25 protein-coding genes and 1 pseudogene are annotated in these 25107 nt (G+C 62.2%); 7 read left to right on the plus strand and 19 right to left on the minus strand.

Annotation, left to right across the window (positions count from 1 at the left end):
* Positions 1 to 1028 (plus strand): annotated as a pseudogene (locus HHJ19_RS07935) (peptidase M48); the annotation flags it as partial.
* Here HHJ19_RS07935 and HHJ19_RS07940 read toward each other — a convergent pair.
* From HHJ19_RS07940 to HHJ19_RS07950, 3 genes are all read right to left on the minus strand, one after another.
* Complete coding sequence (locus tag HHJ19_RS07940) at positions 984 to 1337, minus strand: phage holin family protein (protein ID WP_296905659.1); 354 nt, start codon at positions 1335 to 1337, stop codon at positions 984 to 986. The pseudogene HHJ19_RS07935 and the gene HHJ19_RS07940 overlap by 45 nt on opposite strands.
* A gap of 409 nt (positions 1338 to 1746) precedes the next feature.
* The gene (locus HHJ19_RS07945) at positions 1747 to 2196 is read right to left on the minus strand and encodes a hypothetical protein (RefSeq protein ID WP_296905661.1); all 450 of its coding nucleotides are present in this window, start codon (positions 2194 to 2196) and stop codon (positions 1747 to 1749) included.
* A gap of 97 nt (positions 2197 to 2293) precedes the next feature.
* Positions 2294 to 3028, minus strand: coding sequence for a TerC family protein (locus HHJ19_RS07950; protein ID WP_296905663.1), 735 nt, complete (start codon positions 3026 to 3028; stop codon positions 2294 to 2296).
* A gap of 460 nt (positions 3029 to 3488) precedes the next feature.
* Between HHJ19_RS07950 and HHJ19_RS07955 the strand changes: the two genes are divergently transcribed.
* The 3 genes from HHJ19_RS07955 to HHJ19_RS07965 all read left to right on the plus strand — a co-directional run bounded on the left by HHJ19_RS07955 (position 3489) and on the right by HHJ19_RS07965 (position 6127).
* Positions 3489 to 5189: a DUF2235 domain-containing protein gene (locus HHJ19_RS07955; protein ID WP_296905666.1), complete on the plus strand. Its 1701-nt coding sequence runs from the start codon at positions 3489 to 3491 to the stop codon at positions 5187 to 5189.
* Between the two features lie 94 nt (positions 5190 to 5283).
* Positions 5284 to 5700, plus strand: coding sequence for a DUF3717 domain-containing protein (locus HHJ19_RS07960; protein WP_296905668.1), 417 nt, complete (start codon positions 5284 to 5286; stop codon positions 5698 to 5700).
* Between the two features lie 115 nt (positions 5701 to 5815).
* Positions 5816 to 6127: a DUF2007 domain-containing protein gene (locus HHJ19_RS07965; protein WP_296905670.1), complete on the plus strand. Its 312-nt coding sequence runs from the start codon at positions 5816 to 5818 to the stop codon at positions 6125 to 6127.
* 10 nt (positions 6128 to 6137) lie between these two features.
* Here HHJ19_RS07965 and HHJ19_RS07970 read toward each other — a convergent pair whose 3' ends face one another.
* The 3 genes from HHJ19_RS07970 to purB all read right to left on the minus strand — a co-directional run bounded on the left by HHJ19_RS07970 (position 6138) and on the right by purB (position 8930).
* Positions 6138 to 6437, minus strand: coding sequence for a hypothetical protein (locus HHJ19_RS07970; protein ID WP_296905672.1), 300 nt, complete (start codon positions 6435 to 6437; stop codon positions 6138 to 6140).
* Between the two features lie 35 nt (positions 6438 to 6472).
* Complete coding sequence (locus HHJ19_RS07975) at positions 6473 to 7252, minus strand: acyltransferase (RefSeq protein WP_296905674.1); 780 nt, start codon at positions 7250 to 7252, stop codon at positions 6473 to 6475.
* Positions 7253 to 7550: 298 nt separating this feature from the next.
* Positions 7551 to 8930 carry an adenylosuccinate lyase gene (gene purB, locus HHJ19_RS07980; protein WP_296905676.1) on the minus strand — a complete coding sequence of 460 codons (1380 nt, stop codon included), beginning with the start codon at positions 8928 to 8930 and terminating at the stop codon, positions 7551 to 7553.
* A 149-nt stretch (positions 8931 to 9079) separates the two neighbouring features.
* Here purB and HHJ19_RS07985 point away from each other — a divergent pair, with 149 nt between their 5' ends.
* On the plus strand, positions 9080 to 9694 hold the full coding sequence (locus tag HHJ19_RS07985; protein WP_296905678.1) for a glutathione S-transferase N-terminal domain-containing protein: 615 nt from the start codon (positions 9080 to 9082) through the stop codon (positions 9692 to 9694).
* 84 nt (positions 9695 to 9778) lie between these two features.
* On the opposite strand, the gene HHJ19_RS07990 is transcribed toward HHJ19_RS07985, so the two are convergent.
* From HHJ19_RS07990 to HHJ19_RS08030, 9 genes are all read right to left on the minus strand, one after another.
* On the minus strand, positions 9779 to 10237 hold the full coding sequence (locus HHJ19_RS07990) for a nuclear transport factor 2 family protein (RefSeq protein WP_296905680.1): 459 nt from the start codon (positions 10235 to 10237) through the stop codon (positions 9779 to 9781).
* Between the two features lie 10 nt (positions 10238 to 10247).
* Positions 10248 to 11018, minus strand: a complete 771-nt coding sequence (locus HHJ19_RS07995; RefSeq protein ID WP_296905682.1) for an SDR family NAD(P)-dependent oxidoreductase — start codon at positions 11016 to 11018, stop codon at positions 10248 to 10250.
* An 80-nt stretch (positions 11019 to 11098) separates the two neighbouring features.
* Entirely contained in the window at positions 11099 to 11617 is a 519-nt protein-coding gene (locus HHJ19_RS08000; RefSeq protein WP_296905706.1) for a DUF3833 domain-containing protein, read from the minus strand.
* A gap of 56 nt (positions 11618 to 11673) precedes the next feature.
* Positions 11674 to 12954 carry an MFS transporter gene (locus HHJ19_RS08005; protein ID WP_296905708.1) on the minus strand — a complete coding sequence of 427 codons (1281 nt, stop codon included), beginning with the start codon at positions 12952 to 12954 and terminating at the stop codon, positions 11674 to 11676.
* 56 nt (positions 12955 to 13010) lie between these two features.
* Positions 13011 to 13613 (minus strand): chalcone isomerase family protein, encoded by a 603-nt coding sequence (locus HHJ19_RS08010; protein ID WP_296905684.1) that lies wholly within the window; start codon positions 13611 to 13613, stop codon positions 13011 to 13013.
* 2 nt (positions 13614 to 13615) lie between these two features.
* The gene (locus HHJ19_RS08015) at positions 13616 to 14854 is read right to left on the minus strand and encodes a cyclopropane-fatty-acyl-phospholipid synthase family protein (protein ID WP_296905686.1); all 1239 of its coding nucleotides are present in this window, start codon (positions 14852 to 14854) and stop codon (positions 13616 to 13618) included.
* Positions 14851 to 15654: a DUF1365 domain-containing protein gene (locus HHJ19_RS08020; protein ID WP_296905688.1), complete on the minus strand. Its 804-nt coding sequence runs from the start codon at positions 15652 to 15654 to the stop codon at positions 14851 to 14853. Before HHJ19_RS08020 ends, HHJ19_RS08015 begins: the two co-directional genes overlap by 4 nt.
* Positions 15651 to 16973: an FAD-dependent oxidoreductase gene (locus HHJ19_RS08025; protein ID WP_296905690.1), complete on the minus strand. Its 1323-nt coding sequence runs from the start codon at positions 16971 to 16973 to the stop codon at positions 15651 to 15653. The genes HHJ19_RS08020 and HHJ19_RS08025 overlap by 4 nt, the downstream gene beginning before the upstream one ends.
* Positions 16974 to 17412: 439 nt before the next feature.
* On the minus strand, positions 17413 to 17982 hold the full coding sequence (locus tag HHJ19_RS08030; RefSeq protein WP_296905692.1) for a glutathione peroxidase: 570 nt from the start codon (positions 17980 to 17982) through the stop codon (positions 17413 to 17415).
* A 266-nt stretch (positions 17983 to 18248) separates the two neighbouring features.
* Between HHJ19_RS08030 and HHJ19_RS08035 the strand changes: the two genes are divergently transcribed.
* Together HHJ19_RS08035 and rfaE2 are read left to right on the plus strand one after the other, a co-directional pair.
* Complete coding sequence (locus HHJ19_RS08035; RefSeq protein WP_296905694.1) at positions 18249 to 19118, plus strand: ferritin-like domain-containing protein; 870 nt, start codon at positions 18249 to 18251, stop codon at positions 19116 to 19118.
* On the plus strand, positions 19115 to 19600 hold the full coding sequence (gene rfaE2, locus HHJ19_RS08040) for a D-glycero-beta-D-manno-heptose 1-phosphate adenylyltransferase (RefSeq protein WP_296905696.1): 486 nt from the start codon (positions 19115 to 19117) through the stop codon (positions 19598 to 19600). Before HHJ19_RS08035 ends, rfaE2 begins: the two co-directional genes overlap by 4 nt.
* 35 nt (positions 19601 to 19635) lie before the next feature.
* On the opposite strand, the gene HHJ19_RS08045 is transcribed toward rfaE2, so the two are convergent.
* The 4 genes from HHJ19_RS08045 to HHJ19_RS08060 form a co-directional block, all read right to left on the minus strand.
* Positions 19636 to 20886, minus strand: coding sequence for a beta-ketoacyl synthase (locus tag HHJ19_RS08045; RefSeq protein WP_296905698.1), 1251 nt, complete (start codon positions 20884 to 20886; stop codon positions 19636 to 19638).
* Positions 20887 to 20908: 22 nt separating this feature from the next.
* Positions 20909 to 21148, minus strand: a complete 240-nt coding sequence (locus tag HHJ19_RS08050; RefSeq protein WP_296905700.1) for a phosphopantetheine-binding protein — start codon at positions 21146 to 21148, stop codon at positions 20909 to 20911.
* 82 nt (positions 21149 to 21230) lie between these two features.
* Positions 21231 to 22277 (minus strand): SDR family oxidoreductase, encoded by a 1047-nt coding sequence (locus HHJ19_RS08055; RefSeq protein ID WP_296905702.1) that lies wholly within the window; start codon positions 22275 to 22277, stop codon positions 21231 to 21233.
* 129 nt (positions 22278 to 22406) lie between these two features.
* Positions 22407 to 25107, minus strand: a 2701-nt coding sequence (locus tag HHJ19_RS08060; protein WP_296905704.1) for an efflux RND transporter permease subunit, incomplete at its 5' end; no start/stop codon positions are given.

Genomic DNA, 25107 nt, shown 5'->3' on the forward strand with positions numbered 1-25107 from the left:
GGGGGGCGGGGGGGGGGGGGGGGGGGGGGGGTGTTCTCTCCTATACATTTTGCGCCGCCCCCGGCCCCCCCACCGCCGACCGGGTAGGATTTGGCGTCATGAGCGATGCCGGCTTTGAAAGCCGAGGCGTGGCCAACGTGTTCGAACGGCTGCAGCAGTCCAGCCGGCTGAACGACAACGGGTCTTTTCCCTACCTGCGCTCGCACCCGCTCACAACCGAGCGCATTGCCGAGGCGCAAGCCCGGGTGCAGCTGGCGTCTGCGTCGGCTGCCAGGCCGTCAGCGGAGAAACTGGCGGACCTTGGCCAGGCGCAGCTGTTGCACGCCATGATGGCTGCGCGCGCCCGCATCCTGGCTGTTCCCGGGGTCGACGCCTTGCGCGCCATGGTGGCCGAAGCCCAGCGCCGCGCCGCTGGCGTGGCGGTTCTGCAGGCACCGGCCTCGCCGGCCAATGTTCGCGATGCGGGCGCACTTTATGGCGGCGTGCTGGCGGCGGCTCAGCTGCGTGATTTTACCGGCGCGAGAAGCCTGCTGGCGCGGCTCCAGCCGCTGGTCGCCAGCATCGAGCGCGCGCACAAGGCCATCGAGCTGCTGCCGACAGAGCTTGATCTGCTGGAAGGAAGGGCACCGGCTTCGGCTGCCTTGGCCGAAATGCCCGCCGGCGCCTCGCGCGCCGAGGTGCTGTTCCATGCGAAGGTATTGATGGCGGCAAAGCGGGCACCGGAGGTGTCTCAGGGCTTACGCGTCTGGGTGGCTGACCATCCCAAAGATGCTATGGCCTGGCAGCTGCTCTCGGTGGCCTGGGGCCAGCAAAACCAGAGCGTTCAGGCAATTCGCGCCGATGCTGAAAGCCACGCCGCGCAGCTTGACTACGCCGGGGCGCTGGACCGCCTGAAAGCCGCGCAAACGCTGATGCGCAGCAAGCCGGCCAGCGCCGATTACGTGGAAGGCTCGATTCTTGACACGCGAACCCGCCAGATCGAGCTACTTCTTAAAGAGCAGCTGCTCCAGGACAAAGTCGATCGCTAGCTGAAGCACCGAATAAATCAGCGAACCGATCAGCGCTGCGGCAAACCCGTTCACGTTCAGTCCGCTGACCAAGCCGGCTGCGGCCCAGAACATCAGCGCGTTGATGATGAACAGAAAGAGCCCCAGTGTGACTACGGTGACAGGCAGCGTCAGCAAAACCAGAATGGGCCGCACCACTATGTTGAGTGCGCCGAGCACCGCTGCCGCAATCAGCGCCCCGGTGAAACTGGTGACGACCACACCCGAATAAAGATAGGCCACCGCCAGCAAGGCGGCAGCACTCAAGAGCCATTTGAGAAGGAGTTTCATGGCCAAAGAATACCATTGTGCGGAACCCTCCCAGGCAAGCACAGCCCCCTTGGCGGAGGAGGCGATCACACGCAGCAAACGGGTTAAGCCAAGGTGCGCAGCGCCGCGCCGCGCCGCCCCAAGCAAGCACAGCCCCCATTGGGGGGCATCCTTCGACAGGCTCAGGACGAACGGAAAGGCAGTGAGCGACCGTGAGGGTTCTTCATTCCAGCAGGGGCCGTGGAACCGGCTTCGCCGGGCCACAGGCGCAGCGGCCCCTTGGGGGGCAGAGAGCTACACGCAGTGAGCGACCGTGAGGGTTCTTCATTCCAGCAGGGGCCGTGGAACCGGCTTCGCCGGGCCACAGGCGCAGCGGCCCCCCTGGGGGGTAGAGAGCTACACGCAGTGAGCGACCGTGGGGGCCATATTCCTAGTCTGTCGCAACCAGCAAGCCCGCTCCCGCCAGCGCGGCGGCATAGCCCAGCACGCCGTGGTTTTCCCGGGCCTGGGTGGTCGTCACGGGCTGCAGGTCCTGGCCAAACCTGGGCCTGCGGGCGTCCAGCACGCGCGCCGCCCCGTGGGTCTTGATCAGCGACTCGGTCTGCGCGATCAGGGCAGCTTGCGCCAGTTGTGTCAGCACGCTGTCGCCATCTTTCTGCAGTACGGGCAGCAGTTGTCCGAAGACCTTGTCAGCCCACTTTTCGCGCCAGCTCTGGCGGGCGCTGTGGGTGACCCACTTGCTGACCCGGTGCGTGATGCGCGGCGCGCAACCCACCACAATCCAGCGGGTGGGTGTGCGGTCGTCGCCCACCGGCAGCATAGGGTGCAGCATTTGCAGCGCATACGCGGCATCGTCTACGTACACAATGATGTTGTCCATGAAGTGCTCCTTGAGTTGTCGTCGTTGTAAAGGTGGGAAACGGTTGCTTGCAAAAAAAAGGCGACGGTTGGACTTTGGACCGCCGGTATCGCCTGTTTTAGCGGGCGATGAGGTTCTTGGCGGCGCTGGCTGCAGTTTTGGCCCGGCGACCGGCCCACCAGCCCGCAGCCAGCACGCCGAGCACCGCCAGCACATAAGTGGCCCATTCAGCAGCCGTGTTCAGGGCCTTCGCCGATGGCAGGCTGTCCGGGCCGCCATAAACCGCGTCAAGCAGGCGCTCGCCGACAATCATCTTGGCGGCGGTGAAGGCCAGCACTGCCGCACCGAGCTTGATGATGATGGGGAAACGCTCCACCAGCTTGAGCACCATGGTGCTGCCAAACACCACGATCGGCACACTCACCAGCAGGCCAATAATGACCAGGTCAAACGCGCCATGCGCCGCGCCCGCCACGCCCAGCACGTTGTCAATGCCCATCAGCGCATCGGCCACCACGATGGTTTTCATCGCGCCCCAAAAGGTGCTGGCCACCGGGCCGTCGTGTTCCTTGTCACCGTGGTCGGCCAGCAACTGGTAGGCCACCCATAGCAGGCCCAGGCCACCGACCAGCATCAAGCCGGGAATCTTGAGCAGCCACACCACGCCCACCGTCATGACCGAGCGGACCACGATGGCGCCGGCCGCGCCCCAGACGATGGCCTTTTTCTGCAGCTGAGGCGGCAGGTTGCGCGCGGCCAGCGCGATCACGATGGCGTTGTCGCCGGCCAATACCAGGTCGATGAGGATGATCGCCAGCAGGGCGGACCACCAGGGGGTTGTAAATAGTTCCATAGCGCACGCTTTCCAGTATCAGGTTTCGACATGGAAATCCGGGTCGGCGGATTTCCGGTTTCGTGAAACCTGGTGCTTGGCTGAGGGTGCGGATAAAGCTTGGGTACCGCCAACGCCTCGATCAAACCTAAACAGGTTTCAATCGAAGGTCTGGCTCGACATGCAGTGTCGCTGCATGTCCAACAAGCCGGAAGCCATGAACGTGTGTCCGGACTTCGTATTGACGACTTGTTGATTCGCTTTTGCTGTGGTTTGTGTTGACGAAACAACGCAGCAAAACGAGGGAGTTACTCCCCTTCGGTCATGTATTTGACAATAAAAACGGCTTTTATGCAAATGCGGGGCTTTTCTTTGGCACGCCTGGCGCTGCCCGGCCAGCGCAGCGCTTGACCCGCGCCAGACCGGACGCGACACTGCCAAACGACGACGCGGCTTGGGACAACAGTGAAGGAGCGCATCCATGGCCAGGCAATTGATCATCTGCTGCGACGGCACCAGCAACAACCTGACCGGCGGCGCCCGCGACACCAACGTCACCCGGCTCTGCGAACTGTTCGCACCGGACGCCAATGACCAGCTGCTGTATTACGACCCCGGCGTCGGCAACCCCGACCAGCTGCCCGGCGCGTCGCTGACGGACAGCATCAGCCGATTTTCCGCTCGGCTGCATGGCCTGGCTTTTGGCAAGGGCGTGTACGAGAACATCGCCCGGGCCTATCTCTTCCTGATGCGGCATTACCAGCCCGGCGACCAGATATTCCTGCTGGGCTTTTCGCGCGGCGCCTTCACGGCGCGCAGCATAGGCGGGCTGGTGACGCAGTTCGGCCTGCTGCGTCCGGTCATGGAAAACCTGGTGCCGACGCTGCTGCACGTCTATTTTTCCGATCGCGAACTCGGTGGCTCCAAATACACCGCCATACGCGATCAGATCAGCCGGCTGTTTGCGTCCGACCAGAGCCGTGCCACGCCGGTCTGGTTCGTCGGCGTGTGGGATACCGTGTCTTCGGTGGGCGCGCCCCTGTTGAGCCGCACCATCACCGCTGCGCCGACCATCGTCGGCAAACGCTTCAATCATGTGCGCCACGCACTGGCGCTGGACGAGTACCGCCGCTCATTCGAGCCGCGGCCTTATTACATTGACCCCGGTCACGACTACGCAGCTTCCGGGCAAAGTATTGACCAGCGCTGGTTTTCGGGTGCGCACTGCGATGTCGGTGGCGGCTACGGCGCCCGCCAGGCGCGCCTGGCCAACGAAACGCTGATGTGGATGCTGCAGGAAGCGGTGCAATGCCAGCTGCGCCTGCGCGCCGGGCTGCTAAACGACGATGGGGTGGTGGACACCCAGGCCGTGCTGGCCAGGCTGGCGGGGGCCAGCGCTGGCAGCGCGTCGTCCCGCGCCCGCATTCATAGCGAAACCTACCCCAGCGCTTTGTGGGCGCTGGCCGGCCTGCGCCAGCGCAACACCCATCTGGTGCTCGACAGTGGGAAACCGCAAGCGGTGGTGCCGCTGGAGCATCCCTCGGTGGCGAAACTGGGCTTGCGCTTTCCAGCGGACACGGTCTGGGCGCGCCGCCGGCCGGTCTGGGGGCTGGTCGTGGCGACCGTGCTGGCCTCCCTGTTCTGCTTGCTCGCCGGCGGCCTGTTGCACGGCTCGATCGCACCTGACAGCATGACGCTCTGGCAGTGCCTGCTGGCGCTGGGCGAGGACATGTCGGCCTTGCTGGCCGCCAACGGGGCACTGACGCACTGGCAGCTTGGCTGGGTTTTTTCGCTGGACCCCCCGCTGGCCACGCTGCCGCAGCCGGCCGGCCGCGTTGCCGGCGCCGTATTGGCGGATTTCGGCCTGATAGCGGCCTGCGCCTTCATCCTGGCACGCGCGGTGACCTGGGCCTTTGCCCGCCTCGCCGGTGTCCGCCGCGCCACGCAAAAGCCGTCCGGCGGCCTTCAGCTGCTGGGCCTGAGCGCCGTGGCGGCAGTGTGGGGCGGCGTGGCGCAAAACCTGTTCACGCTGACGCTGCTGTGGAGCTTTCCAGGCTGGCCCGTGTTTGCCGCCGTCGAGCTGCTGCTGGGCCTGGCCATCACGCTGGCCGCGCTGACCAGCTGGACGGGGCTGCTGGGCTGCGCGGCGCTGTTTTTCTGGGCCTGCTCGGTGAAACGCTGAAAGGCCAAGTCCATGGCGACCGGCGGGTTCGCCGGGGCACCGATAATGCAAAATCCCGTCGGCGAAGTCCGGCTGCAAGCTCATTTTGGTCCCCATGCCTGGCATCCACATCACCGATATTGAAGCGGCCATCAACTACTGGCGCGCCAAAGCGCCTTCGCCCGATGGCGTGACGCTGGCCGCCGAGGTGCGCGTGCTGGCCGAGGTCTATGCGCGCATCGTGTTCCAGCGGCAAGACCTGGCCGACGAAAGCAGCTTTCCGCCCGGGGCCATGGCGGCCTGGCTCGCCTGGTACGACAGCACGGCCGACACGCCCTGCATCGCCATCTGCTCAACCAGCCAGGGCGACGAATTGTGCAAGGGTTGCGGCCGCACGTTTGGCGAGGTGCAGCACTGGCTGGCGATGAGTCCGGTAGACAAGCGCAGCACCTGGCGGCGCATCACCCAGGAGGCCACGGCCTGGCGTTTCGGCCGCTACGCCGACCGCGCGCTTGAGAACAGCAAGCCGTGACGGCGCCGCGTAAAAACTGCTTTTCTTGCCAAAACTGCTTCATGTCCAATGAATACGGTCACAATCAGCTATTGATTTAGTAGCATTGGCGGGCTGGCCGTACTACACTGCTGTCATGCTCAAACTGACCCAGGCACCCAATATTGCAATTGCCACGCTGTGGGTGGATGCGCTGCAGCAAGCCGGGTTTTCAGCCAGTGTGCAACGCTATTTTTTAAGCGGCATCGCCGGCGAGTTGCCGCCCGACCAGTGCCTGCCCGAGGTTTGGCTCGGCATAGATGAAGAAAAGACCGCCGCCCAGGCGCTGCTGCACGCCCTGCAGAACATGCCGCAGCGGCGCTGGCTTTGCCGCTGCGGCGAAATCGTTGAAGGCGGCTTTGAGCAGTGCTGGCATTGCGGCGCGGCCATGCCGGTGGGCTTGGCTTGATTTGCCTGCCTTACGGCTTGCGATCCGTATCGGGCATTGGTTTCAAAGCCAGCGATTCGACCAGGCCAGAGGTCGTGATGTCTTTCACCGGTTTCTTTTTTTGCTTGCGCTGTAATTTGTCCCTCAACAGGGCCGGAATGCGCCGTCCGGGCGTCTCTATGAAACGATACGACAAGGCTGACATGATCAAAATAACCGCCAGTAGCAGGCTAAAGCGTAGCCAGGCAATCAGGACCGGGTTGCCAGGGAACAGCGTCACTGGAAGCCATTTATCTGTCGCTAAAGCGAGTGGATAGTGCAAGAGATACATGGAAAAGGAGATATTGCCCAGCCAAAAGCACCATTTCACATGAAGGGCGCGTGCCAGCAGGCCACGGTCAAAAGACAAGCCGAATAAAGCGACGCGGACCACAGTGGAATGAGTTCCGGCCTGTTCATCGCGATGCCCCCTGCCATGCCAAGCAGCCCCATGACCTCAAAAAGGGTAGCCCCCCTTGCCGTCAGCTGAAGCCCGCTACCGACCCGCCATAGCAGCATGCCAACACCGAAGCCGGCCAGGCCTCGGCAGACGGCGCCTACCCCGTGCGTGTCTCCGATATAGGTCCGCAGAACCACCCACTCTATGACAAGAAGCACAGCCAGAGCTATCGCGGCCGATCGAAGGGGCGCCAGTCGACGCACAAAAATGATGGCAACCGGGAAGAGGAAATAGCAAAAAAGCTCAATGCCAACCGACCAGGCCACCGGGTTGGCAGGTGATTGCAGTGAAAAAAATGGCTGTAGCAGAAGTGCAGAAGCAGCGAATCCCCAATTGAGGAAAAGGTTTTGCAGCGCTGCCAATGCCCAGGCCGGATAACTGAAAATAAAGCAAAGCCCGATCAGTGATACCCAGTGTGCGGGGTAGACCCGACACACACGTTTCAACCAGAAAAGCCCTGCATCGCCAAAGGAAAGATGGCTGTAGACACTTGCGAGAATCATTCCGCTAAGAATGAAAAAAAGATCGACGGCCGCATAGCCTAATTGAAAAGCAAGGGCGGAAATTCCAACGCTAGACCCTAAATGGTGAATGACGACCCAAAGCGCCGCAAAACCGCGTATGGATGTCAGTGGTTTGTTTTCCAATGTCGTTTTTCCCGATCACTCAGAAAGTTAAAAATTGCTTTTGTACGGAAACCGGCATCAACCGTCTTCCAGCGGGGCAGGGTGCCGAAGAGAGCCTACAAATTGCTGACAAACAATTTCCCCACGCGGGCGGTCGGGTGCTTGGATTTGGAACCTGTGCTTGGCGGCACTGCCGTGTACCGGGTTGTGCCAGAAGCGATACGGTGCTGGAATCGCTTGTGCCGTGAGCTGTAACTGCTCCGCCGCTGTCATACATCAATAAATAAGCGGGCTGTTGCGACCCGCTTTTAACAAACGTTTAAACCCGTTTGGCCAAGGTCGCCGCCATGCCCACGTAACTGGCCGGCGTCATTGCCAGCAGGCGCTCTTTTTCGGCTTCGGGAATCTCCAGCGAGCGGATCAGCGCGTGCAGGTCTTCGGCCCTGACGGTCTTGCCACGCGTCACTTCCTTGAGTTTTTCGTAGGCACCCTGCACGCCATAGCGGCGCATCACCGTCTGTATCGGTTCGGCCAGCACTTCCCACGAGGCGTTCAGGTCGTCGCTCAGCGCTTCGCGGTTGAGTTCGAGCTTGGTCAGCCCGGTGAACAGCGAGTGATAGGCCAGCACGGCGTAGCCCAGGGCCACGCCCATGTTGCGCAACACGGTTGAGTCGGTCAGGTCGCGCTGCCAGCGGCTGATCGGCAGTTTTTCGCTCATGTGCCTGAGCAGCGCATTGGCCAGACCGAGGTTGCCTTCGGCGTTTTCAAAGTCAATCGGGTTGACCTTGTGCGGCATGGTCGACGAGCCGATTTCGCCTTCCTTCAGGCGCTGCTTGAAGTAGCCGACGCTGACATAACCCCAGATGTCGCGCGCCAGGTCGATCAGTATGGTGTTGGTTCGCGCCACCGCATCAAACAGCTCGGCCATGTAGTCGTGCGGCTCGATCTGGATGCTGTGCGACTGAAAGGTCAGGCCCAGACCCAGCGGCTCAGGCGTTTCAATCACGCTGCGGCTGAATGCTTCCCAGTCGAAATCAGGCCAGGCGGCCAAGTGGGCGTTGTAATTGCCCACCGCGCCATTCATTTTGGCCATCAGCTTGACGCCAGCAATTTTCTCGCGCGTGCTGACCAGCCGGGCCACGACGTTGGCAATTTCCTTACCGACCGTGGTGGGGCTGGCGGTCTGGCCGTGGGTGCGGCTGAGCATGGGTTCGCCTGCATGCTCGTGCGCCATCTGGCGCAGCTGCGCAATCAGCTTGTCCAGCGCCGGCAGCAAGACCAGTTCACGGCTGCTTTTGAGCTGCAGGGCGTGGCTGGTGTTGTTGATGTCTTCGCTGGTGCAGGCAAAATGCACGAACTCGCTGGCCGCCTGCAGTTCCGGCCGGGCTTCAAATTTCGACTTGATCCAGTATTCCACCGCCTTGACATCGTGGTTGGTGGTTTTTTCAATTGCCTTGATGGCCAGCGCATCGGCTTCCGAGAAGTTTTTGACAAGGCCGAGCAGATAGGTGCGTGCGCCGGGGCTGAGCGGCTTGAACTCGGCAAATTTGGCATCGGACAGTGCAATGAACCAGGCGATTTCGACCTGAACCCGGCGGTGCATGTAACCCTGCTCGGACATCAGGGGGCGAAGAATGGCGAGTTTGCCGACATAGCGGCCGTCCAGCGGCGACAGGGCGTTGATGGGGGAAAAGCTCATGCTTCATTGTAGGCCGGGCCGCTGGCAACCCCGGCGGGCGGCGCCGCACCGACGATCCCGATTTGCGCGCGCGCTGCTGTCAGGCTGAAAGCCCGCCGACTCGATAGAATGCTTTACTACGGACCTCGATCCAGACTCACCTTGAACACATGAAACTCATCGGATCCGCCACCAGCCCCTACGTACGCAAAGTACGCATCGTGATGCTTGAAAAAAAGCTCGACTACCAGCTCGTGCTGGAAGAAGTCTGGGCTGCCGGCACCACCATTACCAGCTCCAACCCGCTGGGCAAGGTGCCCTGCCTGGTGATGGAAGGCGGCGAAGCCGTGTTCGATTCGCGCGTCATCGTCGAATACCTGGATACGCTGTCGCCGGTCGGCAAGCTGATTCCTGCCCAGGGCCGCGAACGCGCCGAGGTCAAGACCTGGGAGGCGCTGGCCGATGGCGTGCTAGATGCGGCCATCCTGGCGCGTCTTGAGGCCACCTGGCCCGGCCGCGGCGACGCGCAGCGCTGCAACGCGTGGATCCTGCGGCAGGAAGGCAAGATCGAGGCCGCGCTCAGGGCCATGAGCATCGGACTGGGCGACAAGGCTTTTTGCAGCGGCATCCATTTCAGCCTGTCCGATGTGGCGGTAGGTTGCGCGCTCGGTTATCTGGACTTCCGTTTCCCGCAGAACTGCTGGCGCGAAACTTACCCCAGCCTGGGCAAACTGCAGGACAAACTCACGCAGCGGCCGAGCTTCATGGAAACCCGAGCAAGCTGATTTTTTTGTCAAATAGCGTTCTTGTCCAGTAACTACGGTAATTAGTAGCTATTAAAATAGTAGCAACCGACGATTTTGGCGCGGTTACTGACTGGCGCGTTTTTTCAGCCAGCGCATCAGCCGGCCCAGCACGGGCAGCTTTTCATACAGCTCTTCTGCGGCATCCCAGTAGTCGCGGTGGTAGTCGATCAAGCCGTCGGCAGTGAATTTCAGGTGTGAACCGCCGCGTACGGTTTGCAGCGTGCCCTGGTCAAGTTTCCTGAAGCGGAACTCGAAGTTCCAGGTCAGAAAACACTGGTCGCCCTGCGCGATGCAGTCGGTCACCACAAAGCGTGGCCGATCAAGGGCCGTATACATGTGGCTGAAAATCTGCCGTACCGCCGCGATGCCACGTACTTCGTTAAACGGATCCTTGAACCAGGCCTGCGGCGTGTAGAAGGCGTCCAGCCGGTCCAGGCTGAGCGGACTCAGGCTTTCAAAAAACGCCACCACGCGCGCTGCTGCCTGGGCGCCAGGCTCTGGCGCAGCGGCCGTCGTCATCATGGCCTGCGGCTCACAGCGCGGTGACCTTGCGCACGGCCGCAAAATACGCGCCGTAGGGCAGCAGGCGCAACGCCTTGACCCAGCGGGTAAAGCGCTTGGGGAAATGGATTTCAAACAGGCCCTTGCGCCACCCCAGCAGGATTTCTTCAGCCGCCTGCTCGGGCGTGAGCAGCGCCGGCATGCTGAACTGGTTGTGCGCCGTCAGCTTTGTTTCCACGAAGCCCGGGCAGATCAGGCTCACGCCGATGCCGCTGTCATGCAGGTCCAGGTAGAGCGTTTCGGCCAGGTTGATGAGGGCCGCCTTGGTCGGTCCATAGGCCAGGCTTTTGGGCAGGCCGGCGTAACCCGCCACGCTGCTGATCAGGCTGATGTGGCCGGACTTGCGCGCCAGCATCGCTGGCAGCAGTGCGTCCAGCGCATACAGCGCGCCGTTGTAATTGACGTCGACGTGCGTGAGCATCTCCTTCAGGTCGAAGTCGGTGGCGCGCAGCTCTTTGTAATAGCCGGCGCAGTACATCAACAGATCGAGCGGGCCGGCGGCCAGCACGGTCTGCGCTGCGGCTTTCACCGCCACCGGGTCGGTGACGTCCAGCGCCAGCGCCACGGCACCGGGGTGGGCTCGAGTGAAGCTTGCCAAAGCGTCTGCATTGCGCGCCGACACAAAAACCCTGGCTCCCTGGGCATGCAGCGCTGTGGCGGTCGCCAGGCCGATGCCGCTGGAGGCGCCAACCAGCCAGGCGGTCTTGCCGCGCCAGTCGTTGAAGGGAAGGTTCAAGGACATGTGCACAATCCGCAATAGTATGAAATTAATAGCGGTCTATGACCGTCCTTGCTGGACGAGAGCGTGATTTGATGCATTTTTTAGCGCTTGACGAAGGACAGGGTGACTTCGCCGAGCTTGAAACCGAACTTGCTCATCTGCGCCTTGTTAAGCATCACTTTTTCGTTCATCAGATACATCCAGTCGTCAAACTGCACTTCGATCGTCCGCCCGTCGACTGGCAGCTTGAGCGTGTAGCCCCAGCGAAAAGCATTGCCTTTTTCCTCACCGGTGGCCGTGCCCAGCACGTCGCCCGCCGTGCCGGTGTAGCGTCCATCGGGCGTGCGCCTGAGCGTCCAGACGCGCCGGTCGGTGCTGCCGTCGGAGTAGGTGAAGGCTTCGTCGAGCACGCCGGTCTCAAGACCTGGCGGGCCGCTCCAGCTGCAGTTCATGACGACGGTGAAGCGTTTCACCACCTTGCCCGAGCGGTCGGTAAAGAGGCCATAGGCGTCCAGCGTGCCATTGAAATACTGGCGCATGTCGAGCAGCGGTTTTTCGGCCGCGTAGTCGCTCACTTGCGGGCCGGCGCAACCCGCCAGCAGCGCCATGGCGAACGCCATGAAAAATGCCAAGCAGGGCGCCAATATCCTGCCGCCACAGCGGGAAAACAGCTGTTTCATGATGAAAGTCTTTCGTCAGGTTTGATGAGAAGGAAGTAAGCGCCCGCTGCCGCAGCCAGCTTGAGCAAGCAGGGCAGCACGCAGTAAGCAACCACCAGCGCGTTGAGCGCGCCGGCGTCGCGTACGCCCGGCGCGTAGCCAAACCGCCCGAGCAGCGGCAGCGCCAGCCCGGCGGCCAGCGCCAGATTCAGTTTGGTGGCGAAATTCCACCAGCCAAAGTAAGCGCCTTCGGCCTGGCCGGCCTGGCCGTTGGCCTGGATCACGCCGGCCAGCAGCGCGCCGGGCACGGCCAGATCGGCGCCTAGCGCGACGCCCGACAGCGCGCAGACCATGGCAAAGGCCAGTGTCTGGCCAGCGCCGAGCTGGCTGGCCCAGGCGAACACGACTATCGCCAGCCCCATGCTGGCCAGCCAGCTGCGCGCCAGCCCCAGCCGTTTGACCAGCGCCAGCCACAGCGGAATGGCGAGCGCCGCAGAGATGAAATAACTGCCCAGAAACAGCGGCTCCGAGCTTTGGGGCGCCTGCAGCCGGTCCTGAATGAAAAACAGCACCAGCGTGGCCGGCACGGCGCTGGCAATGCCATTGAGCATGAAAACCGCGAGCAGGCGGCGAAAGACACGGGACTCGAAAGGCAGCCACAGCGCCGGCGCAAGCTGCGGCGCTGACCCGGTGGCGGCGCGCGGAACCGGCCGGACAGCGCGGCTCCAGGCCAGCCAGCCAATCACCAGGGCGATGCAAAAAAGGGCGGTCGTGGCCGGTAAACCGAGGACCACCGGTGTTATTGACGCCAGAACCACTCCGACCAGGCCCAGGCCCTCGCGCCAGGCCACAATGCGGCTGCGCTGCGCCTCGTTGCCACCCAGCATGGCGCCCCAGGACTGGTGCGAGATGCTGAGCGCGCTGTAGGCCGCGTAGGTCAGCATCAGCATGACCACCAGCCAGGTGGTGAGTGCGCCCGCCGAGCGCTGCACGCTGGCGGGTGGAAAAAACAGCAGTCCAAAGCCCAGCGCAAGCAGCAGCGCGGCCACGGCGCCGAGCAACAATACCGATGGCGCGGAGCGCGCAAACAGGCGGTCGCTCAATCGGCCGAGCAGCGGGTCGATCAAGGCATCAAAAAGCCGCGCGCCCAGCAATAGGGCACCCAGCGTGGCCAGCGGCACGCCAAATTCACGCGCATAGTGATTCGGCAGGATGACATACAGCGGCAGCGCCACAAAGGCCAGCGGCAGGCCGAGCAGGCCGTAAGCCAGACCATTGCGGGTCGAAAAAGCAGACAGATCTGCGCTGGCGCTGGCGGCGCGCGCCGAAAGGGCCGGCGTGGCGAGGCTTTGCGTCACTCGCCGCCTCCCGCCAGCAGCGCGTCACGCATGGCCGGTTCCGAGGTTTTGGCTGACAGCCAAATGCCGAAGAAAAGTTTTGCAAACTCGGCGTCGCGGATCTCGCCATGCGATTTTCCGTTGACCCAGAAGGCTGCGCCGATGCCTGGCCGGTACACGCCCATGATGCGGTCGCCGGTCCGCACATCGGGAATCACGCGCAGCATCTCGGTCGTCCAGCGGGTGGCCTGGTCGTCGTTGATTGTCTGGCTCCGCCGCATCTCCTTGATGGAACGCCCGGCGATGTCGGCGGCTGTGAAATTGCGCAGGTAGCTCAGTTCCAGCGCCAGCGGTGTGCTGGCATAGCGGCTGGCGCCGAAGCCCGCTGCGGCCCACAGTCTGGCGTCATAGACCTGAAAACCCCAGACGCTCAGGCGGGCCTTGCCCAGCAGCCGGCCTTGCGGCAGCGCGTCCCTGAGTTCAGGCCGCGAGTCCGTAGCCGATGTCGCTGGTGCGGAGTCTGAGGCGCCCGCCGTGGTTTGCGCCAGGGCCGGGCTGATCGGCAGGAAGCACGCCAGGATGAGCATGCTGCCGGCGAGCAGCCGGTGTCTTGGCGACATGCTCAGCGCTTGCGCAGCGTGAACTGCATGACGCTGGTGTTGGCTTGTGCAAACGCGGCTTCGCAATACGCCAGATAAAACTCCCATAAGCGAATAAACCTCTTGTCGAACCCGAGCTGAAGCACCCGTGACTCCTGGGCCAGAAAGCTGTCGCGCCAGATTCTCAGGGTGCGCGCGTAGTCCAGACCAAACGAAAATTCATCGACCACCTCAAAACCGGCAGCAAGTGCCTGCGCGCGAAACTCACGCGGGCAAGGCAGGCAACCACCCGGAAAAATGTATTGCTGGATGAAGTCGGTGGAGCCGACGTAGCGCTCGAACAACTCATCGGCAATCACGATGCTCTGGATGCAGGCATGGCCGCCGGGTTTGAGCAGGCGCGCGACGGTCTGAAAATACCCGGGCCAGTATTCGCGGCCGACCGCCTCGACCATTTCAATCGAGCAGATGGCGTCAAAGGGCTCGTCCGCCGTGGTTTTCCCGATGTCGCGGTAGTCCTGTAACCGCAGGTCTGCCCGGGCCGAGGCCCCCACGCGTTCCATGCGGTCCCTGGCCCAGTCCAGCTGCTCGGTGCTCAGCGTGACGCCGACCAGCGAAGCCCCGAATTCAGTGGCCGCCATCTCGGCCAGTGCGCCCCAGCCGCAGCCAATTTCCAGCACCCGGTCACCCGGCTTGACGCGGGCCATGCTCAAGGCGCGACGTACCTTGGCATGCTGGCCTTCACTCATGGTGCTTTCCTGCGTCTCGAAAATCGCCGACGAGTAATTCATCGTGTCATCGAGCCAGAGCTGGTAGAAGGCATTGCCAAGGTCGTAGTGGGCGTGAATGTTTTTCTGGCTGTTGGCTTTGGTGTTGCGGTTGAGCAGGTGCTTGATGCGGTAGGCCAGGCGCCCCAGCCAGCTGCCGTAAATCGCGTCTTCCACCTCCTTGCGGTTGAGGATGAAAACCTGCAACAAGTCAGTCAGGTGCGGCGTGGTCCAGTCGCCAGCCATGTAACTCTCGGCAAAGCCGATGTCGCCCGAGCGCAATGCTGCGCCGCAGGCGTTCCAGTTATGCAGGTGCAGGCTGGCCATTGGCGCGTGGCCGGAGCCAAAGCGCTGCAGCGAGCCATCGGGCAGCTGCACGGTCAGCGTGCCGTGCTTCAGGCGCAGCAGCATTTTCAGTGCGGTGCGCGCAGCGCCCGGCGCGTCGCCCGGAATGACGAAGGCCTGGGGCATTGAGGGAGAAGGAAAGATGTTCATCGCGTCACGGGAGTTTTGGGAGGCTTGGGTTTGCTGATATAAGGCACATAAGGGACGCGCTTGCGCCAGAGCTTCAGCGCCTGCCAGTGAATGCGCGCCATCACGCCCAGCGTCATCGCCGGATAGCCCCACAAGGCCTTGCGCAAACTGGCGGCTGTCACTGGTTCCAACGTTCCGCTGACGCTGGTTTGCAGCAGCGGGCCGGTGCTGCCGGCGGCGTTGTCGTAATAGTCAATGCGGGCCATGGTATGTTTCGCGCCATGGCGCAAACTTTGCATGAAACGAAAACGGTAATCACCCGCCAGCGTACAAAACGGCGAGACATGAAATACCTTGTCGGCCTTGAGATCCTGGCCGTAAGCAAGTCCCTGCGGCGGGTCGAGCAGGTAGCAGTGGCGCTCACCAAAGGTGTTGTTGACTTCCACCACAATGGCGCGAAGGCTGTCGTCGGCACGGTGGCAATACCAGAAACTTACCGGCTTGAAGGTGTAGCCCAGCACGCGCGGGAAGGTGTGCAGCCAGATCTCGCCGCTGGCGTCGGTCACGCCTTCGCGCCGCAGCAGGGCATCGATCCAGGTCACCGCGTTGTCGCCCCCGTCGCCATGATCGCGGTCAAAAAAGCTCAACGCGCCGCTGCGGTTGTGCGCCAGCGCGCCGCTGCCCTGGCTGTGCAGGCTGCGCATCGGCAGCATGAGAAAATAGGTGGGGTAATTGAAGGCGTTGGGAGCAGGCCGCAGCCGCTTGTGCATGACCTGGCCAAAACCGATCAGCGGCTGGGCCTGCGGCGCGGCAGCGGTCATGCCGCACTCCCGGCGTGTTGCGCCAGTAGCAGGCGCGCGGCCTGCAGCCCCGACTTCAGGCCGTCCTCGTGGAAGCCATAAGCTGTCCAGGCGCCGCAAAAATAACTGTGGTGCAGGCCCTGCAAGGCTGGCAGCTCTCGCTGAGCCTGGATCGCGGCCAGATCAAAAACCGGATGCATGTAGTCGTATTCGCCCATGATGTATTTACGCTCAATCTCCTGCAATGGATTCAGCGATACCAGCACCGGTTGCGAAAACGGCAGCGGCTGCAGCAGGTTAAGCAGGTAATGCAGACAGACCCGTGACGATTCGCGCGCGGTTTGAGCGGCGCGTTCGTAGTTCCAGGCGGCCCAGGCGAGCTTCTTTTTCGGCAGCACCGACGCATCGGTATGCAGTACGGCGTGGTTGGGCTGAAAGCGTACGGCGCCCAGCACTGCGCGCTCCTCGGCGCTGGCACCGGGCAGCAGGGCCAGCGACTGGTCAGAATGCGCGGCCAGCACCACCTTGTCGAAAATTTCCGTGCCGCTGGCACTGACCACGCGCACGCCACCGCGCGTCGCGAGCGCGTCACGTTCAATACGGTAAACGGGAGTGCTCAGTCGCTTGTCTGCAATGCGCTGGACGATTTTTTCAACGTAGTGCCGGGCCCCGCCCTGCACGGTCCACCATTGCGGGCGGTCTGTGATCTGGATCAGGCCATGGTTGTGGCAGAAACGGATCATGGTCGCCACTGGAAACTGCAGCATCTGGTCGGTCGGACAGGACCAGATACAGCCCATCATGGGCAAAAAATACCAGTCACGAAATTCGTCGGAGAAATTCTGGGCGCGCAAAAAATCTGCCAGCGGTTGCACCATCGCGGCCTCGGCGCCTGACGTTGCCAGTTCGGTCGTGACGCGGTTGAAGCGAACGATATCGCGCAGCATGCGCAGAAATTTCCAGCTCACCAGATTGCGGCGCTGGGCAAAGACGCTGTTCAGGCTGGAGCCGCTCCATTCAAGGACGTCACCATCGGCACTGACCGGCGCCTTGACTGAAAACGACATGTCGGAGCGCGCCGTTGCCACGCCCAGTTGGGCAAAAAGACTGATCAGCTCGGGGTAAGTGCGCTCGTTAAAAACCAGAAAACCGGTGTCAACGCCGTGGCTGACCGGGCCCTGGGCTGTGGGAAGCGTGATGTCGACGGTGTGGGTGTGCCCGCCAAAATAGTTGCCTGCTTCGAACAGCGTGATGTCGACTTGGCCTTCAAGCGCATGTGCCGCAGCCAGCCCGGAAATGCCGGAGCCGATGATGGCGACGCGTAGCGCAGCGGCGCTCATGCGGACACACGGAAAATAAAAATGTTGCGAAGCATCCCGGTGCGAACAAGGGAGGGAGGGAGGAGGAAAACCGCCCCGGGGGAGCATCCGGACCACGACGGTCTGGAAGGCTTCGCAACAATGAAACTGTGATTTAGCAGACAACGCCGGTGAGTAAATACAAGCGTTTTTGCTTTTGTCTGAGCTTGCAAGCGGTCTGCGGGTTCCCGTTGAATGCGTGCTGCGCCTGGTAAAGTTTTGTTAAGGCAAAACAGCGCGTTTTCGGGACCTGCGCTTTTAGCTGGGTGCCGGTTCAAGCCATCGACTAGCCGGATGTGTTGATCAGGCTTCTGCGGCGAGCAATCGGAGCGATGGCAAAGTAGGCACATGCCACCATGATACGGGTAAATTACCGATTAGTCAAAATAGTGACCGTTCAGTAACTTTTTTGAAAAATAGCTCAGGGGCGGGCCAGCTGCGTTTCCAGTTCACTGATAAATTTGCGGCTGGTGGGCTCGGTCATGGAGTTGAAGCTGACGACGCTCACGCCGTCCCTGGCGATCACGTACTTGTAAAAGTTCCAGCGCGGCGTGGTGCCGGTTTTGGCCGCCAGCTGCTTGAAAAGAGGGCTGGTTTTCGTGAACATCGGAAATTTCACGCCAAAAGTGTTTTCGCAGAAATCGGCAATGTCTTTATTGCTTCCGGTTTCCTGGGAAAAGTCGTTGGAAGGAAACCCCAGCACCACCAGCCCGCGGTCCTTGTACTTGGCATGAAGCTCCTCGAGGCCCTGGTATTGCGGCGTGAAACCGCAGAAGCTGGCGGTATTGACGACCACCACCACCTTGCCGCTGTACTGGCAGAGCGATTGTGGCTTTTCATCCTGCAGGCGCAAAACATTTTGCTGCAGCAGGCCGGAACAGTTGGTGGCCGCAGGTGTCTGCGGCGCGGCCGACCAGGCCTGGGGCGTTATCAGCGCAGCGGCTGGAGCGAGCGTCAGCAGGAGCAGCTGCTTGAAGAAAGGGAGGCGCATGGATTTCTCGCAGTCAAAAAGTTGTGAAGATTATTCTGACGCGATTCGGGCAAGGGCGTCACCCTGCGAAAAGCGCTTGATGGAGGCAGGGTCTTTGGAGTACGCGCTAACTTGGTTACCGGATTCAGCGCGCACGTTAATCTCCGCCTGGCATTCACCACCCCACCATCTGTCATATTCGCCGCCTAAAATCACGCAGCGCCTGTCAGAGCCAGCACGACATCCAATGCAGATTCTGCTGCGTATCTGTCCCTGAAGGAGTTCTCATGCTTTACCCTGAACTGTTTAAACAACTGGAAGCCGTCCGCTGGGATATGGAAAAGGATATTCCCTGGTCCAGTTTTGAGGCTGCCCAACTGACTGACGAGCAGGCCCAGACCATCAAAATGAACGCCATCACCGAATGGTCGGCCTTGCCGGCGACGGAAATGTTCTTGCGCGACAACCGGGGCGACAGCGATTTTTCGGCTTTCATGTCAATTTGGTTTTTTGAAGAACAAAAGCATTCGCTGGTGCTCATGGAATACCTCAAACGCTTCCGGCCGGAGCTGGTGCCTACGGAGGCCGAACTTGATGCGGTGCGATTCGAATTTGAGCCGGCGCCCGCGCTGGAAACGCTGATGCTGCATTTTTGTGGCGAGATTCGCCTCAACCACTGGTACCGGCGTGCCAGCGAGTGGCATACCGAGCCCGTCATCAAGCAGATTTACACCCGGCTCAGCCAGGACGAAGCGCGCCATGGCGGCGCTTACCTGCGCTACATGAAGCGTGCCATCGGCAAGTTCGGCAACGAGGCAAAAACGGCTTTCGCCAAGGTGGGCGTGCTCATGGCCAGCGCAAGGCGCACGGCGCAGGCCCTGCATCCGACCAATCTGCATGTGAACAAAAGCCTGTTTCCGCGCGACACCATTCAGAGCCGGCTGCCGGATCCCGAATGGCTGGAGCGCTGGCTGGATACGCAGATCAGGTTTGATGCCAGCTGGGAGACGCGGGTGATCGACCGGCTGCTGCATAACCTGAGCCTTTTGCTGAACCAGAGTTTCAAGACTGTGCAGGAACTCAATCATTACCGCAAGGCGCTGAACCGTGAAGTCGCCGCGCTCGTGGTCGTCGACGTCAGCCCGCAAAACGCATGAACAAACCTTCATTTCTCGACAAAATAGCGACCCGCGAGGAAGCGCAGGCCCGGGTCGCCAAGCTTGCGAAGCCGGTGGTGTTTACTAACGGGGTTTTCGACGTGCTCCACTGCGGCCACGTCAGCTATCTGGATCAGGCTCGCCAGCTCGGCGCAAGCCTGGTCGTGGCGCTCAATACCGATGCGTCGGCAAGACGCCTGGGCAAAGGCCCGGATCGTCCGCTGAACCGGCGGGACGACCGTGCCATGCTGCTGGCGGCTCTTGAGTCAGTCAGTCTGGTGACCTGGTTCGATGAAGACACGCCGCTGGAACTGATCGCCGAGCTTAAACCCGACGTGCTGGTCAAGGGTGGCGACTACGACATGGACACTCTGGCCGAAACCGCGCTGGTGAAAGCCCAAGGCGGCAAGGCGCTGGCGATACCCTTCGTCGCGGGTTACTCCACCACCGCGCTGGTGCAGAAAATCCGTTCCACGCGCTGAAATCCCCGTCACTGCCCGGTGATTGCCAGGAGGCTTCAAGCCGCCTTGGCGATTAGCACTGCGTTGGAGCCGCCGAAGGCGAAAGAATTGGACATCACGGTCCGCAAACCCGGGCAATCCCGCGCGGTCAGCGGGATATAGTCCAGGTCACAACGGGGATCCGGCCGCTCGAGAAAGGCCGTCGGTGGCAGTTGCCTGTTGCGCAGGGCCATCACGCTCACGATGAATTCCATCGCCCCCGCCGCGCCCATGGTATGCCCAAGTACTCCCTTGCTGGAGCTGATGGGCAGGCCGGCGGCGGCGCTTTGAAACGCCAGCTTGATGGCCTGGGTTTCCACCACGTCGCCGACTTCCGTCGCCGTGCCGTGGGCGTTGAGGTAGCCGATGTCCGATGCATCGAGCCGCGCATCGGCCAGCGCCAGCTGCATCGCGCGAGCCTGTCCGTGGGGCTCGGGCTGGGTCAGGTGATGGGCGTCGGTGGTCGAGGCGTAGCCGACGAGTTCAGCCAGTATGTCGGCACCGCGCGCCCGGGCGCTCTCCCATTCTTCCAGCACCAGCATGGCTGCGCCTTCGCCCAGTACCAGCCCGCTGCGGTCAATTGAAAACGGGCGGCAGGAACGCTCCGCCCCTGCTGCATGCAGCCTGGCCAGCGTGTGCATGGCTTGCCAGGCCTTGATGGTGCCCCGGCTCAAGGGCGCGTCGGCACCGCCGGCCAGCATGGCGTCGGCATAACCATGGCGGATCTGGCGAAAGGCTTCGCCGATGGCATTGGCCGAGGACGCGCAGGCATTGGAAATGGTGCTGCTCGGGCCCTTCAGGCCAAACTCCATGGATGCGTGGGCCGCAATCGCATTGTTCATGGCCAACACGACGGTCATGGGACGCAGGCGAGCGGCTTTTTGTTCCAGCAGGGCGGTGTAAGCCAGGTCGGTGGAGCCCGCGCCGCCATTGCCCGTTCCCACGCAAACGCCAAAACGCTCGGCCGCCAGGCTGTGCGGCCGGGCCGCTGCATCGCCCAGCCCGGCCTGCACCATCGCCTCACGGCCTGCGACCAGCGCCAGCTGGCTGACGCGGTCCATGGTCAGCAGTCGGGCGCGCGCAAAATGCGCGTCAGGTTCGAAGTCGACGGCGCCAGCCAGCACGCTTTCGGGGCCGGCGGGAAAAACCACATCGGTTAGCCGGATGCCCGAACGCACCGCCAAAAGCGAATCGAAGAAGGCGGCAGCACCCGTTCCGACTGCGGAAACGACGCCGAAACCCGTGATGGCAACGCGACGAATGGGCATTCTGCTAAGGAGGCCGAGGCGCTCAGGCGACCGGCTTGCGCGCTGGCAGCAATGGCTCGATGAGCTGAACCATCTCGCCCAGTGTGCGCGGCGGGTTGGCCTGATCGGGAATCTGAATGCCAAACTTGTCTTCAATCTGGAACATGAATTCAATCACCGCAAGGGAGTCCAGTCCCAGGCTTTCCAGCGTCGCAGCAGGCAGCAGTTTTTCCTGGCTGATGCCAAAGGTTTCGACGAAAAGGTGAATCAAATCAGGGTTCATAAACTAAGCTGTATGGATGCAGGCGAGGCGAGATTGTCCAGTATGCGCTACTGGTAATACATGAGGGAGCTACGCACTGGATTCAAGGTGTGTACATCTGCCGCACGGCATCGGAAAGGCTGAAGCTTGCCAGCATGTCCCTCAGATAGCTGCTTGGTGCAGGCGCGATGGCTGCCGCACCGATTTCGCCGCGCAGGCGGACATTGCTGAACACCACATCGGCGGTCAGGAATGGCAGGTAGGGCTCAAGCGCCTGGTACATCCAGCGCTGCCGGGCAAATTTGGGTGTGGGCACATAATCTCGGCCGCGCATCACCAGCTTGCCTATGCCGGGCATGCTGGCGGTCAGTGTTTCAGCCAGCGCCTTGAAGGTCATGGAGTCTTCGCCGGTCGACACGTGGTAGCAGTCGTGCTTCAGATCAGACTTGAGCAACACCTCTGCAAAAGCGTTGGCAATAAAGTCCACCGGGGCAAAATCAAGTCTGGCCAGCGGGTCCAGCGGCACGTCACCGAGCTCGGCCATTACCGGAATCGACCACAGCATGTTGCGCGACAGCTTGGCGTCATCAATGCCGCGCGCCAGCACAATGCCTGGCCGCAGGCTGATAAAGGGCGAGCCAGCAGCGCGCAGCGATGTTTCGGCATCGCGTTTGGAGGCGATGTAGTCGTTGGCATAACCGGCAAAAGGCTGGTCTTCGGTAATGACGCCGCGCGGCTCGGTGGTAACTGCCGCGGTGCCGACGAAGAAGCCGCGCTGCGAGGGGCGCAGGCTTTTGAGGATGGTGGCAAACTGCCCGGCAGCCTTGAGATTGATGGGGTACACGCCCGCCCCCGGCTTGAAGGACGTGTTGGCGGCGGAATGCAGCACCACGTCGGCCGATTGAATCACGGCAGCGCCCAGGCCGAAGTCGGGCTCGGTCACATCGCCGGCCTCGGCTGACACCATGTCAGCAAATTCAGCTTTCCACAAAGAGCTCTTGTGCAAGCGCTCCAGCAGCCGCTGACGCGCCTGACCGGCATCGGCTGCTCGTACCACAGCGGTGCTGTAAACCCCGCGCCCGGCCAGTACAAGCATCAGCTCGCCGCCAATCAGGCCGGTTGCGCCCGAAAGAAGTACGCGTTTTGACATGTGAAGAAATGTAAAGAAAAGCCCGTGAGTGTACTTGCACTGTCTTTGCGGCCGCCCGTTTGCGGTGTCGGGCACAGCGCCGGTGCACAGAGAAAAGGCGCTGGCTTGAAACCAGCGGGAAGAAAATTTTCAGTTATTTTCCAATGCCGATTCTGCACCCTCTGCCCGGGCTGTGCTTGCGCCGGCATCTGCCTGCCCGCGCAAGCGCCTGGCAGCGCGCCTGATTGCTTGCTCCAGATCGTCGATGTAGGTAAATACGGCGGGCACGACCAGCAGGCTGAGCACTGTCGAGGTGATCAACCCGCCAATCACCGCAATCGACATCGGCGAGCGAAAACTCGAATCGGCGGCGCCAAGGCCCAGCGCGATCGGCATCATACCGGCACCCATCGCCAGCGTTGTCATGATGATGGGCCGCGCTCGTTTGTGGCAGGCGTCCAGCAGGGCGTCGAGCCGGGACAACTGGTGGTCACGCCGGGCAACGATGGCGTACTCGACCAGCAGGATCGAGTTTTTTGTGGCGATGCCCATCAGCATGATCAGGCCAATTAGCGAAGGCATGGAGAAGCTTTTCTGCGCGATCAGCAGGCCGACAAATGCGCCGCCCAGCGCCAGCGGCAGCGCCGCCAGAATCGTGACTGGATGCAAAAAATCCTTGAACAGCAGCACCAGCACAATGTAGATGCAGAGCACGCCGGTCAGCATCGCCAGGCCAAAACTGGCAAACAGCTCGCCCATCACTTCGGCGTCACCGACCTCCACCAGCTTGACACCGGCCGGCAGGTTCTTGATGGCGGGGAGTTTTTTCACGGCGGCGGTGACGTCGCCCAGCGCCACGCCCGAGAGTTCGACCTGAAACTGCACGTTGCGCGACCGGTCGTAGCGGGCAATGACGGCCGGGCCGCCGGTGATTTCCAGCGTCGCGACCTGCCCCAGCATCACCGGGCCGACGCCGGCCTTGACGCTGGGCACTGTGAGGCGCTCCAGCACGCTCAGATCTTTGCGCGCCGCATCGTCCAGCCTGACCACAATCGGAATCTGCCGCTCGGGCAGATTCAGCTTGGGCAGCGCTTCCGCGTAGTCGCCCACAGTGGCGATACGCAGCGTCTCGGCCATCGCCGCGCTGCTCACGCCCAGATCAGCGGCGCGCGCGAAATTGGGCCGGATCGCAATTTCGGGGCGGATCAGGCTGGCACTGGATGAAATATTGCCCAGGCCGGAAATGGTCCTCAAATCTTTTTCAACCGCCTGGGCCGCCACCTGCAGCACGCCCGGATCCTCAGCGGTGAGCACCAGCACATAAGCTTCGCCCGAGCCGCCCAACCCGACCTTGCTGCGAACGCCTGGCAGGGCCTGGAGCGCGCTGCGCATCCGGTTTTCAATCACCTGCTTGCGGGGCCGCGCGCTGCGCTGGTCCAGCAGCACCGTCAGCGTTGCCTTGCGCGTCTCCGCCGCGCCCTGCATGGCAAACGGGTCGGTGCCGGCCGAACCGCCGCCTATCGTGGTGTAGACGCTTTTGACATGTTCAAGCTGGCTTACCAGCAGCCTGGCCTGCTCGGCAGAGGTTTTGGTTTGTGTCAGCGTGGCACCGGGTGGCAGCTCCAGGTAGACCTGGGTTTGCGAGTTGTCATCGGGCGGGATGAAGCCCGTGGGCAGAAGCGGAACCAGCGCTAACGAACCGAAGAAAAAGACGGTGGCCACCACCATGGTCAGGCCCCGGTGTTTGAGGCACCAGGCCGCCGCGCGCAGGTAGACTCTCATCCAGTGAGGGTCTTCATGGCTGCCCACGATGGGCTTGAGGAGGTAGGCCGCCATCATGGGGGTCAGCACCCGCGCGACCACCAGCGAGGCAAAGACGGCGAGCGAGGCGGTCCAGCCAAACTGTTTGAAGAATTTCCCCGCCACGCCGCTCATAAAGGCCGTGGGCAAAAACACCGCGATGAGCGTGAAAGTGGTCGCCACCACGGCCAGACCTATCTCGTCAGCCGCTTCCATAGCCGCCTCATAAGGCGTTTTTCCCATGCGCAAATGACGCACGATGTTTTCAACCTCGACGATCGCATCGTCGACCAGGATACCGATGACCAGCGACAGCGCCAGCAGCGTGATGACGTTGATTGAAAAGCCCAGCAGGTTCATGCCGATAAAGGCTGGAATCACCGACAGCGGAAGCGCCACCGCCGAGACAAAGGTGGCGCGCCAGTCACGCAGGAAAAGCCATACCACCAGCACCGCCAGAATGCCGCCTTCGTAAAGCAGGTGCATTGAGCCGTCGTATTCTTCCTGCACCGGCTGAACGAAGTTGAAAGCCTCGGTGAGTACAAGATCAGGGCGCTGCAACTTGAGTTCGGCCAGCGCTTTTTGCACCGCCGCACCGACAGCAACTTCGCTTTCGCCGCGGCTTCGCGAGACCTCGAAGCCGACCACCGGCTGGCCATCTAGCAGAGCGGCGGCGCGCGGCTCGGCGGTGGTGTCGCTGACGCTGGCGACATCGCTCAGCCGGATACGCCGACCGTCGCTCAACGCCAGCTCCAGCCGGCCGAGTTCTTCAGCCGATCTGACGGTGGCCAGCGTGCGCATCGGCTGCTCGCTGCCGCCCAGGTCGGCCCGCCCGCCGGCCGCGTCAAGCTGCACCTGACGCAGCTGGCGCGAAATGTCGGTGGCCGTGGCACCCAGTGCCTGCAGGCGGGACGGATCAAGCGCCACGCGCACCTCGCGCGACACGCCGCCCACCCGCTTGATGGCGCCGACACCGCGCACCGCCAGCAGCTTGCGCGATACGTCATTGTCGACAAACCAGGACAGCGCTTCCTCGTCCATGCGCAGCGAC

Origin of the sequence: Polaromonas sp. (assembly GCF_012927415.1) — a bacterium.
Taxonomy (GTDB): domain Bacteria; phylum Pseudomonadota; class Gammaproteobacteria; order Burkholderiales; family Burkholderiaceae_C; genus Polaromonas.

What these genes read in the sequence shown, in the direction of transcription:
- HHJ19_RS07990 (WP_296905680.1), bottom strand. Translation starts at nt 10,237, where the DNA reads ATGATGACGACGGCCGCTGCGCCAGAGCCTGGCGCCCAGGCAGCAGCG.
- purB (WP_296905676.1), bottom strand. Translation starts at nt 8,930, where the DNA reads ATGAGCTTTTCCCCCATCAACGCCCTGTCGCCGCTGGACGGCCGCTAT.
- HHJ19_RS07940 (WP_296905659.1), bottom strand. Translation starts at nt 1,337, where the DNA reads ATGAAACTCCTTCTCAAATGGCTCTTGAGTGCTGCCGCCTTGCTGGCG.
- HHJ19_RS08015 (WP_296905686.1), bottom strand. Translation starts at nt 14,854, where the DNA reads ATGAACATCTTTCCTTCTCCCTCAATGCCCCAGGCCTTCGTCATTCCG.
- HHJ19_RS08020 (WP_296905688.1), bottom strand. Translation starts at nt 15,654, where the DNA reads ATGACCGCTGCCGCGCCGCAGGCCCAGCCGCTGATCGGTTTTGGCCAG.
- HHJ19_RS07950 (WP_296905663.1), bottom strand. Translation starts at nt 3,028, where the DNA reads ATGGAACTATTTACAACCCCCTGGTGGTCCGCCCTGCTGGCGATCATC.
- HHJ19_RS07945 (WP_296905661.1), bottom strand. Translation starts at nt 2,196, where the DNA reads ATGGACAACATCATTGTGTACGTAGACGATGCCGCGTATGCGCTGCAA.
- HHJ19_RS07960 (WP_296905668.1), top strand. Translation starts at nt 5,284, where the DNA reads ATGCCTGGCATCCACATCACCGATATTGAAGCGGCCATCAACTACTGG.
- HHJ19_RS08045 (WP_296905698.1), bottom strand. Translation starts at nt 20,886, where the DNA reads ATGCCCATTCGTCGCGTTGCCATCACGGGTTTCGGCGTCGTTTCCGCA.
- HHJ19_RS07985 (WP_296905678.1), top strand. Translation starts at nt 9,080, where the DNA reads ATGAAACTCATCGGATCCGCCACCAGCCCCTACGTACGCAAAGTACGC.
- HHJ19_RS08025 (WP_296905690.1), bottom strand. Translation starts at nt 16,973, where the DNA reads ATGAGCGCCGCTGCGCTACGCGTCGCCATCATCGGCTCCGGCATTTCC.
- HHJ19_RS08030 (WP_296905692.1), bottom strand. Translation starts at nt 17,982, where the DNA reads ATGCGCCTCCCTTTCTTCAAGCAGCTGCTCCTGCTGACGCTCGCTCCA.
- HHJ19_RS08000 (WP_296905706.1), bottom strand. Translation starts at nt 11,617, where the DNA reads ATGGCGTTCGCCATGGCGCTGCTGGCGGGTTGCGCCGGCCCGCAAGTG.
- HHJ19_RS07955 (WP_296905666.1), top strand. Translation starts at nt 3,489, where the DNA reads ATGGCCAGGCAATTGATCATCTGCTGCGACGGCACCAGCAACAACCTG.
- rfaE2 (WP_296905696.1), top strand. Translation starts at nt 19,115, where the DNA reads ATGAACAAACCTTCATTTCTCGACAAAATAGCGACCCGCGAGGAAGCG.
- HHJ19_RS08035 (WP_296905694.1), top strand. Translation starts at nt 18,249, where the DNA reads ATGCTTTACCCTGAACTGTTTAAACAACTGGAAGCCGTCCGCTGGGAT.
- HHJ19_RS07995 (WP_296905682.1), bottom strand. Translation starts at nt 11,018, where the DNA reads ATGTCCTTGAACCTTCCCTTCAACGACTGGCGCGGCAAGACCGCCTGG.
- HHJ19_RS07965 (WP_296905670.1), top strand. Translation starts at nt 5,816, where the DNA reads ATGCTCAAACTGACCCAGGCACCCAATATTGCAATTGCCACGCTGTGG.
- HHJ19_RS07970 (WP_296905672.1), bottom strand. Translation starts at nt 6,437, where the DNA reads ATGTATCTCTTGCACTATCCACTCGCTTTAGCGACAGATAAATGGCTT.
- HHJ19_RS08010 (WP_296905684.1), bottom strand. Translation starts at nt 13,613, where the DNA reads ATGTCGCCAAGACACCGGCTGCTCGCCGGCAGCATGCTCATCCTGGCG.
- HHJ19_RS08050 (WP_296905700.1), bottom strand. Translation starts at nt 21,148, where the DNA reads ATGAACCCTGATTTGATTCACCTTTTCGTCGAAACCTTTGGCATCAGC.
- HHJ19_RS08055 (WP_296905702.1), bottom strand. Translation starts at nt 22,277, where the DNA reads ATGTCAAAACGCGTACTTCTTTCGGGCGCAACCGGCCTGATTGGCGGC.